The organism is Gottfriedia sp. ABJ_BB2_2, assembly GCF_055484705.1.
This window is the reverse complement of the sequence record NZ_JBVFKR010000004.1, coordinates 49,142-66,464: the sequence shown is the minus strand read 5'-3', so window position 1 is coordinate 66,464 and position 17,323 is coordinate 49,142. Positions and strand designations below refer to the sequence as shown.

The following is a 17,323-nucleotide window of genomic DNA, read 5'->3' as shown; positions in this document are numbered from 1 at the left end:
TAAAGTTTTTTCCTATAGATCTAACCCTATAGAAATATATTTAACTTCTAAAAACTCTTCTATTCCAAAATGGCCACCTTCTCTTCCGAGCCCGCTTTCTTTATAGCCTCCGAAAGGAACTTGAACAGCTGAAGGCAATGCATCATTTAACCCGATTATCCCGTACTCTAATGCTTCTGTTATTCTAAATGAACGGCTTAAGTTTTCCGTATACACATAAGCAGCTAACCCATATACAGAATTATTGGCTCTTTCGATTACTTCTTCCTCAGTTTTGAACGTAGATATTGGTGCAAGGGGGCCAAAAATTTCTTCCTTCATGCACGCCATATCATCTGTGATACCTGACAATATCGTTGGAGCATAATAAAACCCTTCTAACTCAGTTGGTTGGACGCCACTATATACAACTTTACCTCCATTTTTAGTCGCATCATCAACTAACATTTTGACTTTATCTAATGCGGCTTGATCGATTAATGGTCCGATATCGATACCTTCATCTAATCCATTGCCGACCTTTAACTTCTCTAGCTCTTTCTGAAAAAGCAATGTAAATTCTTCAGCTACTTTTTCATGTACATATATTCTGTTCGTACAAATGCAAGTTTGACCTGCATTACGAAATTTTGATTGAACCAAACCTACTACTGCTTTTGACAAATTTGCGTCGTCCATAACAATAAAAGGTGCATTTCCACCAAGCTCCAATGAAACTTTTTTAACATTTTCCGCTGCATTCCTCATGAGCGTTTTTCCGACTTCAGTTGATCCAGTAAATGTAATTTTAGTCACTCGAGGATCTTTTAACCATGCTTCGCCAATTTCTGAAGATTTACCTGTAACGACGTTCAGCACACCTTTTGGTATTCCAGCTTCATGCGCTAATTCAGCAAGCTTTAATGCTGTTAGAGGTGTTTGTGTCGCTGGTTTAATGACAGCTGTACACCCTGCGGCAAGTGCAGGTCCTACTTTTCTCGTAATCATTGCAGCAGGAAAATTCCATGGCGTAATTGCCGCTACAACTCCAACTGGTTCTTTTCTTACCAAGATTCGTTTATTAGGTTGAGACGCTGGAATTGTTTCACCATAAATTCTCTTTCCTTCTTCTGCGTACCAAGATATAAATCCATTTGCATAAATCATCTCTCCAAGTGCTTCCTTTAAAGGCTTTCCTTGCTCAAGCGTCATTAACTTAGCTAGCTCTTCTTTGTGATCATCAATCAAACGATGCCACTTCATCAGTAAATGGGATCGTTCTTCAGCTGTCTTTTTCGACCAAATCTTAAAAGCATTATGAGCAGCATCTACTGCTTGTTTTGCTTCTATAGTACCTCCAGTTGGAATTGCACCTATTACATCTCCAGTTGCAGGGTTTGTTACTTTAGTAAATGAACCTTTATCATTGCCTACCCAATTCCCATCTATATACATTGGATAGATTTTATATGTTTCTTTTATTTGGCTCATAAGTTTACCTCCATTTGTAATTCTGATGATAGTACTACCTCAATCGATTCTCCTAAGATGTCGAGACCTTCTTCCAGTTGTTCATCAGTAATCGTTAATGGCATCAGTAAACGAATGACATTCCCAAATATTCCAGCACTTAAAAGCATCAGTCCTCTACTATTTGCTTCTTTTACAATTTTCCCAACAGCTACTTTATCAGGTGTTTTATCAGTTTTGTTAGTGACAATTTCCATCGCACACATTGCACCAATACCTCTGATATCGCCGATTTGATCAAAACGCTGTGCCCATTGATTCATTCTTCTATTTACTGTATCTCCAATGAAAACAGCTCGTTCATTCAAACCTTCATCCTCAATAATATCTAGAACAGCTAATGCTGCCTGACAACCAAGTGGACTGCCTGCGTATGTGCCTCCTAATTCCCCGCTCTCAGAAACATCCATTACCTCTTTTCGACCAATTACACCACTAATCGGTACGCCAGCACCCATAGACTTAGAGATAGTTATTAAGTCAGGCTCAATTCCAAAATGTTCGATCGCAAAGTATTTACCTGTTCTAGCAAATCCCGTTTGTATTTCATCAGCCACAAATAAAATGCCATATTCAGTACAGATTTCTCTTACTCTTTTCACAAAGTTATGATCTGGAACGATAAAACCACCTTCACCTTGGATTGGTTCCATTACTACGGCTGCAATAGTTTCAGGCGCAACTTCAGAAATTAGAAGCTGTTCAAATTGTTCAATCATAAATTGACTATATTCTTGCTCACTAAGCTGATCTGGTCGTCGATAAACGTATGGATAAGGTGCTTTATAAACCTCAGGTGCAAATGGTCCGAAACCATACTTATAAGGTTTGACTTTACTTGTCATCGTCATTGTCATCAAAGTTCTTCCATGAAAACCTCTAGTAAATGAAATGATGCCTTGACGTTTTGTATACTTTCTCGCAATCTTCACTGCATTTTCGACTGCTTCTGCTCCACTATTAAAAAAAGCTACTTGTTTTTCAAAACTTCCAGGTGAAATTTCAGCTAGGCGTTCAGCCAGTTGAATATAAGATTCATACATCATGACATTAAAACCAGTATGAATAAAATTCTCGGTCTGACTTTGAAGCGCTCTAACTACTCTAGGATGAGAATGTCCCACATTTAAAGTTCCAATTGCACCTGCAAAATCAATGAATGTATTACCATCAATATCTTCGACAAGTGCTCCACTTGCTTTATTTACAAAGGTTTCACTATTATTACTAATACCTTTTGGCACTATTTTCTTTCTTCGCTCAAGTAAATCCTTAGACTTTGGTCCAGGAATTGATGTTTCGATTTTTACAAATTTTCTTTTACTCATTTTTACACCGTCCTATATAAAATGTCGGAAATCAAAACTTTCCAGTCATTTGTTCTTTTTTTATTAGTTATGATCTAAATCACATTCATTGATTGGAACGATTTTCGTTCTTTTTATCAGTTTATAACCAATCCAAAGTGCAAGAAAAAGTGGTAAACCAATATATGAAACAAGAACTCCATTCCAGTCGATAGATTCTCCAGTAAATGCAGCATAGTTTTGACCAAGAATGACAATTCCACATAGAGCAAATGCAAATAATGGTCCAAACGGATACCATTTAGCCTTATACGGTAATTCGTTTATGTCTCTCCCTTGCGCAATATATGCTTTTCTAAAACGATAGTGACATATAGCTATGCCGATCCACGCAATAAACCCAGACATTCCAGAAGCATTCAATAACCAAACATATACAACACCATCACCATATAAAGAAGCTAAAAATGCAATTGTTCCTACTGCAGAAGTTGCAATCAAAGCATTTACCGGAATTCCGCGCTTGTTTAATTTACCAAGAAATTTTGGTGCTTTATTTTGTCTAGCAAGGTCCCATAGCATCCTTGCCGAAGCGTACATACCTGAATTTCCTGCAGACAATACTGCAGTTAAGATAACAGCATTCATAATAGATGCTGCAAAAGCAATTCCTGCTTTATCAAATACGAGAGTGAATGGACTAACGGCAACATCTCCACTTGCTAGATTTTCATTTGTATAGGGAATTAATAGTCCAATTACAATAATTGATAAAACGTAAAATAAAAGAATGCGCCAGAATATTTGGCGAGCTGCACGAGGAATATTCTTATTTGGTTCTTCACTTTCTCCAGCTGCAACACCTAATAATTCAGTTCCTTGGAATGAAAAACCTGCTGCCATAAAAATCCCAAGAGTTGTCATAAATCCGCCATGAAAAGGTGCATCACCTATGGTAAAATTTTTAAACCCGACTGCTTCTCCACCAATGATTCCAAAAATCATTAAGAATCCTGCAATTAGAAAAACGATAACTGTTACAACTTTGATTAATGAAAACCAGTATTCTGATTCACCAAATCCTTTAACAGAGAGATAGTTTAGTAGAAATATAATTGCTAAAAACAATGCACTCCATAGAATTGAAGACGTTTCTGGGAGCCAAAATTTCATAATCATAGTGACTGCCGCTAATTCAGCAGCGATGGTAATTGCCCAGTTATACCAGTAATTCCAACCAAGAGCGAAGCCTAGCGCAGGATCTACGAATTTAGTTGCGTACGTGCTAAAAGATCCTGCTACTGGCATATATGTAGCCATTTCAGCAAGGCTTGTCATTAAAAAATACACCATTATGCCTATCGCGATATAGGATACGAGAACACCACCGGGTCCAGCATTGTGAATTGCACCACCACTTGCTAAAAATAAACCAGTTCCGATTGTTCCACCGAGTGAAATCATTGTTAAATGTCGAGGCTTTAAACCTCGTTTTAACTCACCTGTCACCGATGATAATTGATTCTTAGATTCAAGGACTGTTAATGTACTTACTGAATTTTTCATTACACTACTCCTTTTTTCAGTCAACTTTTGAAACATAAGATTGAAAGTGTTCCTTTTCATTCCATCAATTATTCGTATATGCTGGTATTCTTTTATTCAATGACTTATGTACTCTACTATTTTTATTTATTAGCCTATCTCTAAAACGCTTACATTTCTTTATTCCTCTCATATAAATGAGCTTTCTAATCGGTAGTCACCTAATTAGAGAAAAATCGGAAGCAGTTAGTCGCTTCCGATCCCCTATTTGGAGAAATCAAAATAATTTCTTTTTAATAGTCTTGGTTGCTGCAATAATTCTACAAATCGTAGCGTTTTCTCAAGCAACTTTGTATTAATTAGAAATAGTTGTTCCTCAATTACGTTTACAGTTTCATCAGTTTGATACGTTATATGACATTCGTGACATTCAATACATGGTGTTTCCCGAATCTCAATCGCTTTTGTTCCATCTGGAAGTTCCCAATATACTGTGTTTGTTGTCTCTACTATATTGACAGACTCACACCATTGACATGTCTTCATTCGGCATCACCTTTAGCATTTGCACTACCAACTAGTTCTTCTGTACTTTGCACCTTTGTCATTTGTGCTTGGAATTTCTTTTCTTTTAATTCATCACGTTTTTCACGTTTATCCTTTAATGAAGCATGTTCTGGATTTGTTGCATATGTTTTTCGAAGATCCATACGCTGTAATCCTTCAGGTACTAGATTGAATTTTGTTTCATTCATTAATCCCGCAATCCCAGCGTTAGAGCGTTTTTCATCCATGTTAGGATAAATTTCTTTAAAATAAGCATCTGCTCTTCCCGGAACATAATTCTGTGGCTCTGGATATGTTGTGATAACGCCTTCAAAATTTCGAAGAACAACCTTATCTGCACTTTGTGAAATCATATAATTTGGCTGCAGAGAAATCTTCCCTCCACCACCAGGAGCATCAACTACGAATGTTGGGACCGCATAGCCAGAAGTATGACCACGTAGACCTTCCATAATTTCTAATCCTTTAGAAACAGGTGCACGGAAATGACCGATTCCCTCTGATAAATCGCACTGATAAATATAGTATGGGCGAACGCGAATTTTAACTAGGTCATGCATTAGCTTTTTCATGATTGGAACACTATCGTTAATTCCCGCAAGGATAACTGCTTGGTTTCCTAAAGGTACACCAGCATTTGCAAGCATTTCACACGCTCGTTTTGATTCTTCTGTAATTTCAATTGAAGTATTAAAGTGTGTATTTAACCATACTGGATGATATTTTTTTAAGATATTACAAAGATTTTCTGTAATTCGTTGTGGGAACACAACCGGCGCCCTAGTACCAATACGAATAATTTCTACGTGTGGAATTTCTCTTAAATTTTTTAAAATATATTCAAGGATATTATCATTAATTAATAAACCATCTCCACCTGAGATTAATACATCTCGAACTTGTGGCGTTTTACTAATATAATTAATAGCTGCATCAAGCTGCTTTTTTGGTACACCCATTCCGATTTGGCCTGAGAATCGGCGTCTTGTACAATATCGACAATACATTGAGCATTGGTTCGTTACTAAAAATAAAACGCGATCCGGATACCTATGAGTTAATCCCGGCACTGGAGAGTCCTCATCTTCATGTAATGGATCTTCTAAATCATATCTTGTTTTGTTAATCTCTGAAGAAATAGGTACTGATTGCATACGGACCGGACAACGCGGATCTTCAGGATTCATTAGAGAAGCGTAGTATGGTGTAATGTTTAACGGAATCGTTTTTGTAGCAATTTTTACGCCATCTTCTTCTTCTGGTGTCATATTGATTACCTTTTTTAAGTCATCTAATGTCTTAATTGTGTTTGTTAGTTGCCAAACCCAATCATTCCACTGTTCTTCTGTTACGTCTTTCCACAACTCGATTTCTTTCCAATGTCTATCTGGAGCGTAAACTGCATTTACCATACGTACATCCCCTTTCGAATATTATATTTTTTATAAAGCAAGAGTCGTGCCAAACTTTATCTAACATTACCTTTAATCATTCATAAACACGCTTTAACATTTGAAAATTCTAACTATTCTAACGTTTTATTTTATTTTTTTACACATTTGAAATCATATTGAATTTTAGTAAAACAATCTTTTAATATGAAACAAACATAAAAACCGCCTAAATTTAGGCGGCTTATTTTGTAATTAACTATAAAAAATGATGTATAGACTGATTGTATCGCTCATCTTTAGAGGCATAAAACCTGATTAAGAGTAGCATTACCATGGATTCCAGGGAGCTTTGAATGCAGATGAAGAAGCTAAGACAATGATCGTTTTTTCGGCACTTTGCTCCGCCTACATTTCGGCAGCTTATACAGTAATGTTTTGTTTTTGAATCTTATACTGAAGCGTTTGTCGCGGTATTTCAAGCAGTGCTGCAGCCTGCTGAATATTACCTTTTGTTTGCAGTAATGCTTGTTTAATGAGCGAAGCCTCCATTTCCTGCATCGCCGTTCGTAATGGTTGTACTCCCTTTGTATCAGTACTCTTTTTAATCTGTTGAAGTTGAATTGGCAGATGTTTGACTGTAAGCGTATGGCCCTCTGCCATAATCATCGCGTGCTCAATCGTATGCTTTAATTCGCGTACATTACCTGGCCAATTGTATTGATGAAATAACTCAAATACAGTATGCTCCACATTTTTTACATTTTTTGAGAAACGTTCATTAAACAGCTCTACAAAGTGAGATGTAAGCAACTCAATATCAAAATTTCTTTCTCGTAGAGGCGGAATGAACAACGAAAAGACATTTAGACGATAATATAAATCCGGTCGCATTGTTCCATTTTGAACACAATCCAAAGGTGATTCGTTAATCGCAGCAATTACCCGAACATTTACTTTTCGAGTCTTTTGGTCGCCAATTCGTCGAACGACCCCATCCTCTAATACTCTTAATAACTTAGCTTGAAGCTCTAACGGCATAGAATTTAGCTCATCTAAAAATAGTGTTCCTCCATCTGCCAACTCAAATAATCCTACACGGTCTAGCGCCCCTGTATAACTACCCTTTGTAGTCCCAAACAAAATACTTTCTAATAATGATTCCGGTAATGCTGCACAGTTTTGAGCAATAAAAGGATTATTACAACGAATTGAACAATGATGAATCGACTGTACAAACAGTTCTTTTCCAGTTCCAGTTTCCCCAACGACAAGTACTGCTGAATCGGCATTAGCAACTTTCTCAACTTGCATTTTAACCTCTAATAAAGCAGTGTCATTTGTTAGAATATCTGAAATGGTATAAGAATGAGCTTGTTTTGTTTTACCTTGCTTAGTTTGTGACTTCATACGGGCTTGTAAATCTAAAACCTTTTCTCCTAGCTTTTTAATCGTAGAATAGTCTTTTGCAATTTCAACAGCGCCAATGAGATTGTCATCTAGCATGATTGGAATTGTTGTATTAATTGTATCAATGAACTTGCCTTTTATGTTCTCATATCGTTGAGGCTGTTGTATAATTGGCTGCTTTGTCTCCAATACCTTGAGTAAGGTACTAGTTTCTTTCGTCAATGAAGGAAAGGCCTCAAGCACATGTTTTCCAAGAACATCTTCAACTGATACGCCATCATTCTCAGCTGCAACTTGATTATAAAAAATCGTCATTCCATTATTGTCGACAGCATGAATTGCTTCATCGATACTGTTTAATATAGCACTAATCATTTCATTAGTTGGAATTGTTGAAATCATCATTCTCACCATCCTTTTACTGCCGAAAAACCGGCGATTTTATGCTCATTTTTCGGCAGTTATACATTAAGAGACTATTTCTGAAAGGTCCTTGACCCAAATATTCATGTCTTCTAATTTATCAAAAATGTAACAATTATTTGTCATTCTTCCAGTATACATATATCCCAATTGATGGAAAGCAGCGTTCATTCCATAAGATAATGAGCGTGCAATCGTATAAGAACAATAGATTGATTGACTTACTAAATCCTGTTCTAACTTTTTCATTATTTCTTTCATCAACCCATGCTTACGGTGCTCAACCAACGTTGCACAATTAGTGAGCTCAGCATTTCTTTGTGAAAAATCAATTTCAGCAGATGCCGCACTTACAATGCATCCTTCCTTCTCGTAAACCCAATAAATTGTATCCTCCTCCATTGTTTTCTCTACATAAGCAGCTTCATTTAATGGAGTTGGATAAACTTGAAAAACTTGACCATATAAATTTGCGAGCTTTTTTGCATCCTTTTTATCCGCTCTTCTGAGATGATATCCCTCTGGAATGATTTTCTCCTTCAATCGATCACTCTTCAGAACTGCTTCTAATATGTCGTCACCCTGAGACCAATAAAGACTATTTTTTCTATCTAGGCTATTATACTTTGTGACAAAAAAGGCATCGCTTCCCTGAAAATAACCTTTCACTAAAGCTTCTATCATATAACCTTTCTGCAAAAAAGAATATAGATGTTCTTTTCTTGTTTTAATGATTAACTTAGTATACTGATATTCTTTCGCTAGCTTTTCGATTCTTTCAATTAGGCTTGATACATTCCCTACGTAATAATCAATTCGTATTCTCTCATTGAAGTGATCTAAAGCTCCCTCAAAATAAAAGGTCTCATGCTTCATTTTTACAATTTCATAATACTTCTTCGTTTTCATATACTCCCTCGCCTTCATGCTGTTCTTGTACTTTACACCAATCAATTAATGTACAGGCAATCGTTTCAGCAGCTAAAAACATTTGATCTAAATCAATGAATTCATCAGGATAATGAGCAACCTTTGTTTCTCCTGGTCCAAATACGATCATAGGAATATCTAAAACTTGCGTAAACAGTCCTCCGTCTGTTCCCCACGGTGCTGCTTCAATAATCGGTTTTTGTTCAGATATGTGCTGATAATTATGCAATAAAGTTTTAACTAACTCATTGTCAGCTTCAACAGAACCTGGAACCCATCTTGCTCCAAACCACTCTACTTCTACTGGATGATCTATAAACCATTCATCAAGGTTTGCTAGATTTTCTATCCATCTCTCAAACTCTTTTTTTGCATCTTCCATTTTTTCATTTGGTGCTACGCCATATCTTCCTTCTAAAATGACTAGATCTGATACAGAAGATGGCCATGTCCCACCATTGATTGTGCCTATGTTAATCGGAATAGGTATTGGTACGCCGTCGTATAACGGGTCATAAATTCGATCATTTCGTAACTCTTCAAGTTTTAGGATTTGCTGAATAACCAGCATGCTTTTTTCAATGGCACTAACGCCTTCATATCGAGTGCCGCCATGAGCTACTTTACCTTTAACCTTCAGTCTAAACCACATTGATCCTTGTTGCTTAATGAAAAATTTCATATTTGTCGGTTCAGGAATGATTACGCCATCTGCTTTATATCCACGTAGGATTGCAGCCAATGTTCCCGCTCCACCACTTTCTTCTTCAATCACACTTTGAAAATGAACATCACCTTTTAGTGTAATACCACTTTGTTTAATTGCTTCAATTGCTAATATGAGTGCAACATTACCACCCTTCATATCAGTTGCGCCACGCCCATATAATTTATTGTCTTTTACAATTGCACCATAAGGTGGATATGTCCATTGTTGTATATTCCCTTCAGGAACAACGTCAATATGTCCATTTAATATCATAGACTTACCACCACTTGTTCCCTTTAGCGTCGCTACAATATTTGGACTACCATTGAAGTTCTCTCTAGCGGAAATAAAATATGGATGATCCTTTAACTCTTCAATTGATGGTTCCCATATATCTAAATCCAAGTCAAGCTCTTTCAACTTTTCAACAACAATAGCCTGTGCCTTACTTTCATTTCCAGAAATGCTGTCTTCCTTTACTAACCGTTCTAGTAGTTTGATAGTCTTATCTTTATTATTATTTATATAGTCTTGAATACTTTTTTTGTAATCCTTCACTGTACTCACCCTTTTCTACATAAATATTTTTAAATCTTCACTAATAATCAAATCTGTACCAGTATTTTTTATTACATCATCAACAGTATATGGCTGCATTAATTCTTTAAGCACTAACTGATGGTTTTTAACCTCTATAACGGCCATTTCTGTAATAATCAAATCAACACAGCGCTTAGATGTTAAAGGCAAACTACATTCTTTTACAATTTTCGGATTTCCTGCTTTATCTGTATGATTCATAACAACGATTACTCTTTTCGCCTTTTGTGCCAAATCCATTGCCCCACCAATTCCTGGAACTCTTTTACCTGGTACAATCCAATTTGCTAAGTCACCTGTCTCGCTCACCTGTAAGGCACCTAATACAGTTAAATCCAATAAACCTCTACGAATCATTCCAAATGCAGTCGCACTGTCAAAATAACTGGCACCATCCAAAATCGTAATTGGAAAACCACCCGCGTTACAAAGATTCTCGTCTTCGTGTCCTCTCTCCGGACTTGGTCCTATTCCAACTACGCCGTTTTCCGCATGAAACATTACGTGTACATCTTCAGGTAAATGATCTGGAACAAGTGAAGGGATACCAATTCCTAAATTAACAATCATGCCATTCTGAATTTCCTGTGCAGCTCGTTTTGCAATTTTTTGACGAAAGTCTATTCCCACGCCCATTTCCAGTTCACTCCCTCTGATTGAATAATATAGTTTACAAATACACCAGGTGTGATGATTTCCTCAGGGTTTAAAGAGCCAAGAGGAACAATCTCTTCAGCTTCAACAATTGTTATTTCTCCTGCCGTAGCCATATGCGGGTTCATATTCCTAGCACTTTTGTCAAAAACTAGATTACCGAACGGATCAGCTTTCTTTGCAAAAATAATACTAACTTCAGCAGTTAACGCTTCTTCAATCAGAAATTGCTTATCTTTTACAGTTACTTTTTCTTTCCCAGTCTCAACTATACTGTCTAGACCAACATCCACTAAAACTCCTCCAAGACCCATCCCTCCAGCTCGAATGCGCTCTGCTAATGTGCCTTGTGGTGAAAATTCAACCTCTAACTTACCTTCTGTCATTAACTTACCAGCAAAAGGATTAGAGCCTATATGTGATGTAACAATTGATTTCACTCTTTCATTACGAACCATTCTACCTATACCGATGTCAGGGAAACCAGCATCGTTGCAAATAACATTGATGTCTTTTACTTCACTTTCTAATAATCCTTGAAGTAAAGTTGGAGGTGAACCTACTCCACCAAATCCACCAACCATAATCGTCATATCATCATGAAAATATTGAAGGATTTGGTCAATTGTTGTAATTTTTTTATACGTATTTTCTACTAATTTCATCTTATTCCCCCTTAGCTGCATAAGTTAAACCCGATTGTTTTGCTTCTGATTCGCATAAACTCTCTGAAAGAATTAGAAGTAGTTCGTCTATTTCTTCGTAAGAGATGGTTAATGGTGGAGCGATCATGAAGGCTGAATCTTCTTTTCCATTTCTTCCAGCAACAGATGGATAAAGAAGCAAACCTTTGTTCACTGCATTTTGAATGATTGAACTAGCTTTCACGTTATCTACTAATTCAACTCCAATTAATAAACCTTTTCCTCGTACATCACCGATTACTGAAGAATTCTTCTTTAATGATTCAAGTTTCTTTATAAGGTATTCTCCCTTTTCCTTTGCCGCTTCTACTAGATTATGTTTTTCAACATATTCAATAACAGCTAACGAAACAGCAGCAGACAGTGGGTTTGCACTAAATGTATGTCCGCTCATAACTACCCTTGAACCTTTCATAATCGGCTCGATCACTCTATCACTCGCAATAGTAGCAGCCATTGGTGTATAACCAGATGTCATCCCTTTTCCAAGTGTCAGGATATCTGGTTGGACGCCCCAATGCTCCATTGCAAACATTTTTCCAGTTCGACCCATTCCTGTCATCACTTCATCGGCAATCAATAAAATATCATTTTTTTCACAAATCTCTTTTACTCTTTGATAATATCCAGGTGGTGGAACAATAGCTCCCCCTGCAGCCCCAATAATTGGTTCAGCAATAAAAGCTGCAATATGCTCAGAACCAATCCGATTAATCGCTGTTTCTAACTCAGATGCACAGGCAGTATCACATGAGGGAAAATCTAAGTTAAAAGGACAACGATAGCAATATGGTGGTGAAACAGATGGATAATCCTCTAACATAGGAACAAATCTTTGGCGTCGTAAAGGGTGTCCCGACATTGATAAAGCCCCAATTGTAATGCCATGATAGCTCATCCAACGAGAAAGGATTTTGTTTTTACCCTTCACACCTTTTTCTTGAAAATGTTGAATTGCAAGTTTCATAGCAGTTTCAGTCGCTTCCGTACCGCTATTCACAAAAAAAGTCCAGTTCAAGTCACCTTGAGTAATATCACTTAATTTTTTTGCAAGCTTCTCAGCTGCTTCACTCGTAAACTGGGACCGATAAACAAAAGATACTTGTCTTGCTTGCTCAGTCATAACGTCAATGATTTCCTCAACTCCGTGTCCAATACCTACAGTAATTGCACCGGATGAACCATCGATGTACCGTTTTCCTTCTTTATCAAACAAGTACACGCCCTTCCCATGAGAGATCATAGGATAGTGTTGACCAAGCAATGGTTTGATTAAATAATCTCGATTCATCAATTCCCCACCCTTTCACTAAATTCCCCAATATAATGAAATAAGCCAAACTAGAAAACCCTAAATTTTTAAGAGAGGCTTATTTTAGTATTCTTGTTATCTAAATATCTTCCTCTATATTTTTTAAAACGCTTACAAAACTAGTTCACAAATAAACATCAAATTAATATATCAGAATAAAACTTCCTTAATTGCTATGATGAGAAAATGATATAAAAAAAACAGGTAAAGATTTAGGTTAACAACCACTTCTTTTCCTGTTAAAAGAGTAATAATATATTTTTAATAAAAGCACCTATATTCATAATCTCAAAGAAGAAAGTATACATATCTATTAGACCTACTTCCCACTTTTTCATGAATTGAAAATGATAAAATCTACGAATCAATATCCTTGTTATTGTTAATTTTTTACTTACAGTAAATGCTATGCCAATAAAATCATTTTTTAAACGATTAGAGATCATATAAATCTTTTCTCAGGAGTGAACCACAAACTACCTTAACGTTACTTTTAGAAAGTCAGATTTGGCTCATTCATAAACTCGTGTACGAGGTTGTGTCAAAAAGATGACAAAATCATTCATTAGTACGTGAACCTCTTAATCGTTTCTTTTAATTCCTCGGCCTGAGACACTAATTCTTCAGCTAAATTGTTAACATCCTGAATAAAACTTGTCTGCTCATTGGCCGCAGCTGCAACTTCTAATGCGCCAATTGATGTCTCTTTTGCAATCGCAGTTACTTCTTGTGATTGTCCTACTGTTTGTTCAATATGATTAAATTGCTGTTCAACAAGTGAAACAATATATGTTACGGCTTGAACAACTTCATCAATAGAGTTCGTCATCATAAGAATCGCTGTATTTGTTCTATTCCCTTTTTGAGCTTCTTCGTTTGCTAGCGTTACTTGAAGAGAGGTTAGTTCAACTACATTCTTTACTTCATGTTGAATAGTAAGAATTAAATTTGTAATCCCTTGAACAGCATCTGCACTTTGATCTGCTAATTTACGAACTTCCTCCGCAACAACGGCAAATCCTCGACCATGTTCTCCAGCACGCGCCGCTTCTATTGAGGCATTTAATGCTAATAGATTTGTTTGAGCTGCGATTTCGCCAACGAAACCAATGATTTTCTCAACTTCCTTTGTATGTTTTTCTAACTGTTTTACAGAGTGCAATGATTCCTCACTGCTTTTTTCCATCTCTTGCACATCACTGACCAGGGAGTGTACAATTTCTTTGCAATCATTTAATGTATTTACCATTTCAGTTGACAACTTTTCTGATTTACGAGCTTTTTCCTGCACTTCGTTGGCAATTAACAAGACATCCTCAACAGAATTTGCCGTTGCTTGCATTGCCTTGGCGGAGTAGTTTGTTCCCTTTGAAATATCAGAAATAGTTAGCGTAATATTTTTTGATTGCTCAACCGCTGTATTTGCACCCTCTGTCATTAGTAGAACCTTTTCCTTCGTGCTTTCAAAATTCATATCGATATTACTGACAATATCTCGTATGTTATGTTGCATTTCATTAAATGCTAGACTAAGAGACCGAATTTCATCATCAGTTTTTGGAACTGGAGCGTCTTCCCCAATCTCTCCTTTGGCAGCCTTAGTTACGGCCGACTCTAGTAGTTGCAACGGTTTCGTGATAAATCGTGTCGCTGCAAAATAAGCTAATACACCCGACCAAAAAATCCCTAATATCAATGTGATCACTGTGAAAATTTGTTCACTGACAAAACTTGAAACATATTCATATAAAAAGTAAATGAAAAATCCACTTGTTGAATATGTAATAATTGCTAGGATCGTCGTAAACATAGCTAGCCTTTTATTCAAACTAAATTTGTATCTTTTTCTTTCAACCATGCGAAATCATCCCCTAATTTTAACAAGTTCAACTACTAATGATATCAATTGATTCTAACTAAAGTTCACTTTATCGGAAGTCAGCTATTCAAGTGGTATTGAGAAAGAAATCACTGTTCCTTGTACAGGCGCAGAACAAATTTCGAGAAAACCACCGATACTTCTTGCTCGCTCCTCCATGCTAAATAATCCAACTCCCTTTCGATCCAAATGTGGTGTAAAACCTTTTCCTGAATCTGCAATTCGGCCATGTAATTTTTTCTCATCTTCCCATATTTCAACAATTGCTTCAGATACATTTGCATATTTACCAATATTCGTTAACGCTTCTTGAACAATTCGATAAAGTGCAGTTTCTACACTAGGTTCCAAGCGTTTACGAAGATTACACTCAAATTTCACTTGTATATCATAGTACTGTTTGAAATTATCAATATACGTTCGGATGGCAGGAATAGCGCCAAAATCATCAAGTACCGATGGACGTAAATTCCAAGCGAGTCCTCTAACTTCTCCAATAATTTCGGTAACTGTATTTCTAAGGTTGATTAGTTCTGTAGGTTTCACTTCACTATCATCAATTAACCGATCCAATTGAATCGTAAGCCCAAATAAACTTTGTCCAATTCCATCGTGAATCTCACTCGAAAACCGTTTCCTTTCCTCTTCTTGAATATACATAAGGCGATTTACCATTCTCTTTATCTCTTCTTCAGCTTCCTTTAAGGCTGTAACTTCATTTCGAATCGCTAAATATTGATAAGGCTTTCCATTTTCATCTAAGAAAGGCATGATTGTAGTGTTTACCCAATAAAAGGTGTTATCTTTTGCTCTGTTTTTTATTTCACCATGCCAAACATGTCCTGAGCTAATTGTTTTCCATAAATCCATAAAAAAACTTTTTGAATGATAGCCTGAACTAATTAAACGGTGATTTTGACCAATCAGCTCTTCTTTTGTATATTTTGTAATTTCGCATGTTTTTTCATTTACATACTGAATAATTCCACGATGATCAGTTACTACTACAATTGATGATTCATCAAGTGCAATTTTCACATCTGTTAATTGCTTGAGTAGCTGTTTTAAAGTAGTTCGAAATGTTGGATCGTCGACATAATCGTCTATTAGAGAAAAATTGTTTTTCGTTATCTGTTCGATAATTTTGGACTGATAATGTAAACCAATATTATTCAAAGTCAAGCAACCCCTTTTGTAAAGCATATCGAACAATGTCTGGCCTTGAACGAAGCCCAATTTTATCCATAAGATTGCTTTTATGAGTTTCAACAGTTTTTACGCTGATAACTAGTTGTTCAGCAATGTCTTTATTGGAATATCCTCTAGCAATCCATACTAATATTTCCTTCTCACGTTCAGATAAAATTTCGTATGAGCTTGTAAAACCCTCTTGCTGCATCTTCACTAAATATTCATTCATTAATCTTTTTGTAGCAGCTGGGGTTAAATAAGCGTTTCCTGTGTAAATTAATTGGATTGCATTTAACAGTTCTTCATGGGGAGCACTTTTTAATATATAGCCAGAAGCACCCGACTGAATTGCTCTGAACAAGTATTCATCACTATCATGCATCGTCAAAATGAGTATCTTTGTTTCTGGTAAGTATTCTTTTAAAATTCTAGTTGCCGTTATTCCATCTTTTCCTTTTGGCATGCTTAAATCCATTAATACAATATCAGGTGTTAACTCCCTAGCTTTTCGAATGGCCTCATCACCATCTGCAGCAACCCCAACTATTGAGATTCCATTTTTATCGTGAAGCAGTAGCTCTAATCCTTTTCTGACAACAATATGGTCATCTACAAGTAACACACGTATCAAAAGTAATCCCTCCTTTATTGCATTCATTTAGTCATTAAATCCTGTATCTTACTTTATTAATTAAATAAATCGGGCAAATTGATGAAATTTTCAAGATTACTATACTCCTAAAAAAAATAGTAGTCTAGTTGATTATGTAAAATTGGGACTTCTATCTGATTTGGAATTTGTAAACTTGGACAAACACTACTTTTGAATCAATTAGAACCCACTTTCATCTAAGGGAGTACCAGAAAATTTGTAAGGGATTTATTTCGATTAACATCAGAGTATCCCCTAATTCTTACACTTTGTTATTTAAAGTACACTTACATTGAAGACGGAAAACCTTGTATTTTAAGTCATTTTAACAGTTTTATGGTGGGGTAAAGTAATGGGACTAAGATTATGAAAATGCTGAATAAACGGGGGAGTAAAATTGGAACTGAAAAAACAAGTAAAAGAAAACGATCAGCAATTAAAAGGAACGTTAATTAGCGTATTTGGAGTAGGTATATTCATTTTTCTACTTTGGTTTGGATTGTACGCATTTTATTTACAACGTTAATTTGAAAGAGGTGT

The 17,323-nt window shown here is 36.2% G+C and carries 15 protein-coding genes; 1 reads left to right on the top strand and 14 read right to left on the bottom strand.

Annotated elements, in window-relative coordinates:
• Window positions 1–12: 12 nt before the first annotated feature.
• The 14 genes from ACX6U0_RS11245 to ACX6U0_RS11180 form a co-directional block, all read right to left on the bottom strand.
• Window positions 13–1,434, bottom strand: a complete 1,422-nt coding sequence (locus ACX6U0_RS11245; RefSeq protein WP_464960274.1) for an NAD-dependent succinate-semialdehyde dehydrogenase — start codon at window positions 1,432–1,434, stop codon at window positions 13–15.
• Window positions 1,435–1,466: 32 nt separating this feature from the next.
• Window positions 1,467–2,837, bottom strand: a complete 1,371-nt coding sequence (gene gabT / locus ACX6U0_RS11240) for a 4-aminobutyrate--2-oxoglutarate transaminase (RefSeq protein WP_464960023.1) — start codon at window positions 2,835–2,837, stop codon at window positions 1,467–1,469.
• Window positions 2,838–2,900: 63 nt separating this feature from the next.
• Window positions 2,901–4,382 carry an amino acid permease gene (locus ACX6U0_RS11235; RefSeq protein WP_464960022.1) on the bottom strand — a complete coding sequence of 494 codons (1,482 nt, stop codon included), beginning with the start codon at window positions 4,380–4,382 and terminating at the stop codon, window positions 2,901–2,903.
• Between the two features lie 243 nt (window positions 4,383–4,625).
• Window positions 4,626–4,907 carry a YokU family protein gene (locus ACX6U0_RS11230; protein ID WP_464960021.1) on the bottom strand — a complete coding sequence of 94 codons (282 nt, stop codon included), beginning with the start codon at window positions 4,905–4,907 and terminating at the stop codon, window positions 4,626–4,628.
• Complete coding sequence (gene kamA, locus ACX6U0_RS11225) at window positions 4,904–6,340, bottom strand: lysine 2,3-aminomutase (RefSeq protein WP_464960020.1); 1,437 nt, start codon at window positions 6,338–6,340, stop codon at window positions 4,904–4,906. Before kamA ends, ACX6U0_RS11230 begins: the two co-directional genes overlap by 4 nt.
• A gap of 402 nt (window positions 6,341–6,742) precedes the next feature.
• Window positions 6,743–8,128 (bottom strand): sigma-54 interaction domain-containing protein, encoded by a 1,386-nt coding sequence (locus ACX6U0_RS11220; RefSeq protein WP_464960273.1) that lies wholly within the window; start codon window positions 8,126–8,128, stop codon window positions 6,743–6,745.
• Between the two features lie 69 nt (window positions 8,129–8,197).
• Window positions 8,198–9,061, bottom strand: a complete 864-nt coding sequence (gene ablB / locus ACX6U0_RS11215; protein WP_464960019.1) for a putative beta-lysine N-acetyltransferase — start codon at window positions 9,059–9,061, stop codon at window positions 8,198–8,200.
• Complete coding sequence (locus tag ACX6U0_RS11210; RefSeq protein ID WP_464960018.1) at window positions 9,039–10,349, bottom strand: peptidase; 1,311 nt, start codon at window positions 10,347–10,349, stop codon at window positions 9,039–9,041. Before ACX6U0_RS11210 ends, ablB begins: the two co-directional genes overlap by 23 nt.
• Window positions 10,350–10,364: 15 nt before the next feature.
• Window positions 10,365–11,027 (bottom strand): 3-oxoacid CoA-transferase subunit B, encoded by a 663-nt coding sequence (locus ACX6U0_RS11205; protein WP_464960017.1) that lies wholly within the window; start codon window positions 11,025–11,027, stop codon window positions 10,365–10,367.
• Complete coding sequence (locus ACX6U0_RS11200; RefSeq protein WP_464960016.1) at window positions 11,012–11,710, bottom strand: CoA transferase subunit A; 699 nt, start codon at window positions 11,708–11,710, stop codon at window positions 11,012–11,014. Before ACX6U0_RS11200 ends, ACX6U0_RS11205 begins: the two co-directional genes overlap by 16 nt.
• 1 nt (window position 11,711) lies before the next feature.
• Window positions 11,712–13,040, bottom strand: coding sequence for an aspartate aminotransferase family protein (locus ACX6U0_RS11195; protein ID WP_464960015.1), 1,329 nt, complete (start codon window positions 13,038–13,040; stop codon window positions 11,712–11,714).
• A 586-nt stretch (window positions 13,041–13,626) separates the two neighbouring features.
• Complete coding sequence (locus tag ACX6U0_RS11190; protein ID WP_464960014.1) at window positions 13,627–14,919, bottom strand: methyl-accepting chemotaxis protein; 1,293 nt, start codon at window positions 14,917–14,919, stop codon at window positions 13,627–13,629.
• Between the two features lie 84 nt (window positions 14,920–15,003).
• A complete protein-coding gene (locus ACX6U0_RS11185) occupies window positions 15,004–16,107 on the bottom strand; it encodes a PAS domain-containing sensor histidine kinase (protein WP_464960272.1) in 1,104 nt (367 codons plus the stop codon).
• Between the two features lies 1 nt (window position 16,108).
• Window positions 16,109–16,762 (bottom strand): response regulator transcription factor, encoded by a 654-nt coding sequence (locus ACX6U0_RS11180; RefSeq protein ID WP_464960013.1) that lies wholly within the window; start codon window positions 16,760–16,762, stop codon window positions 16,109–16,111.
• Between the two features lie 418 nt (window positions 16,763–17,180).
• Between ACX6U0_RS11180 and ACX6U0_RS11175 the strand changes: the two genes are divergently transcribed.
• On the top strand, window positions 17,181–17,309 hold the full coding sequence (locus tag ACX6U0_RS11175; protein WP_464960012.1) for a cytochrome C oxidase subunit II: 129 nt from the start codon (window positions 17,181–17,183) through the stop codon (window positions 17,307–17,309).
• Window positions 17,310–17,323: the final 14 nt, after the last annotated feature.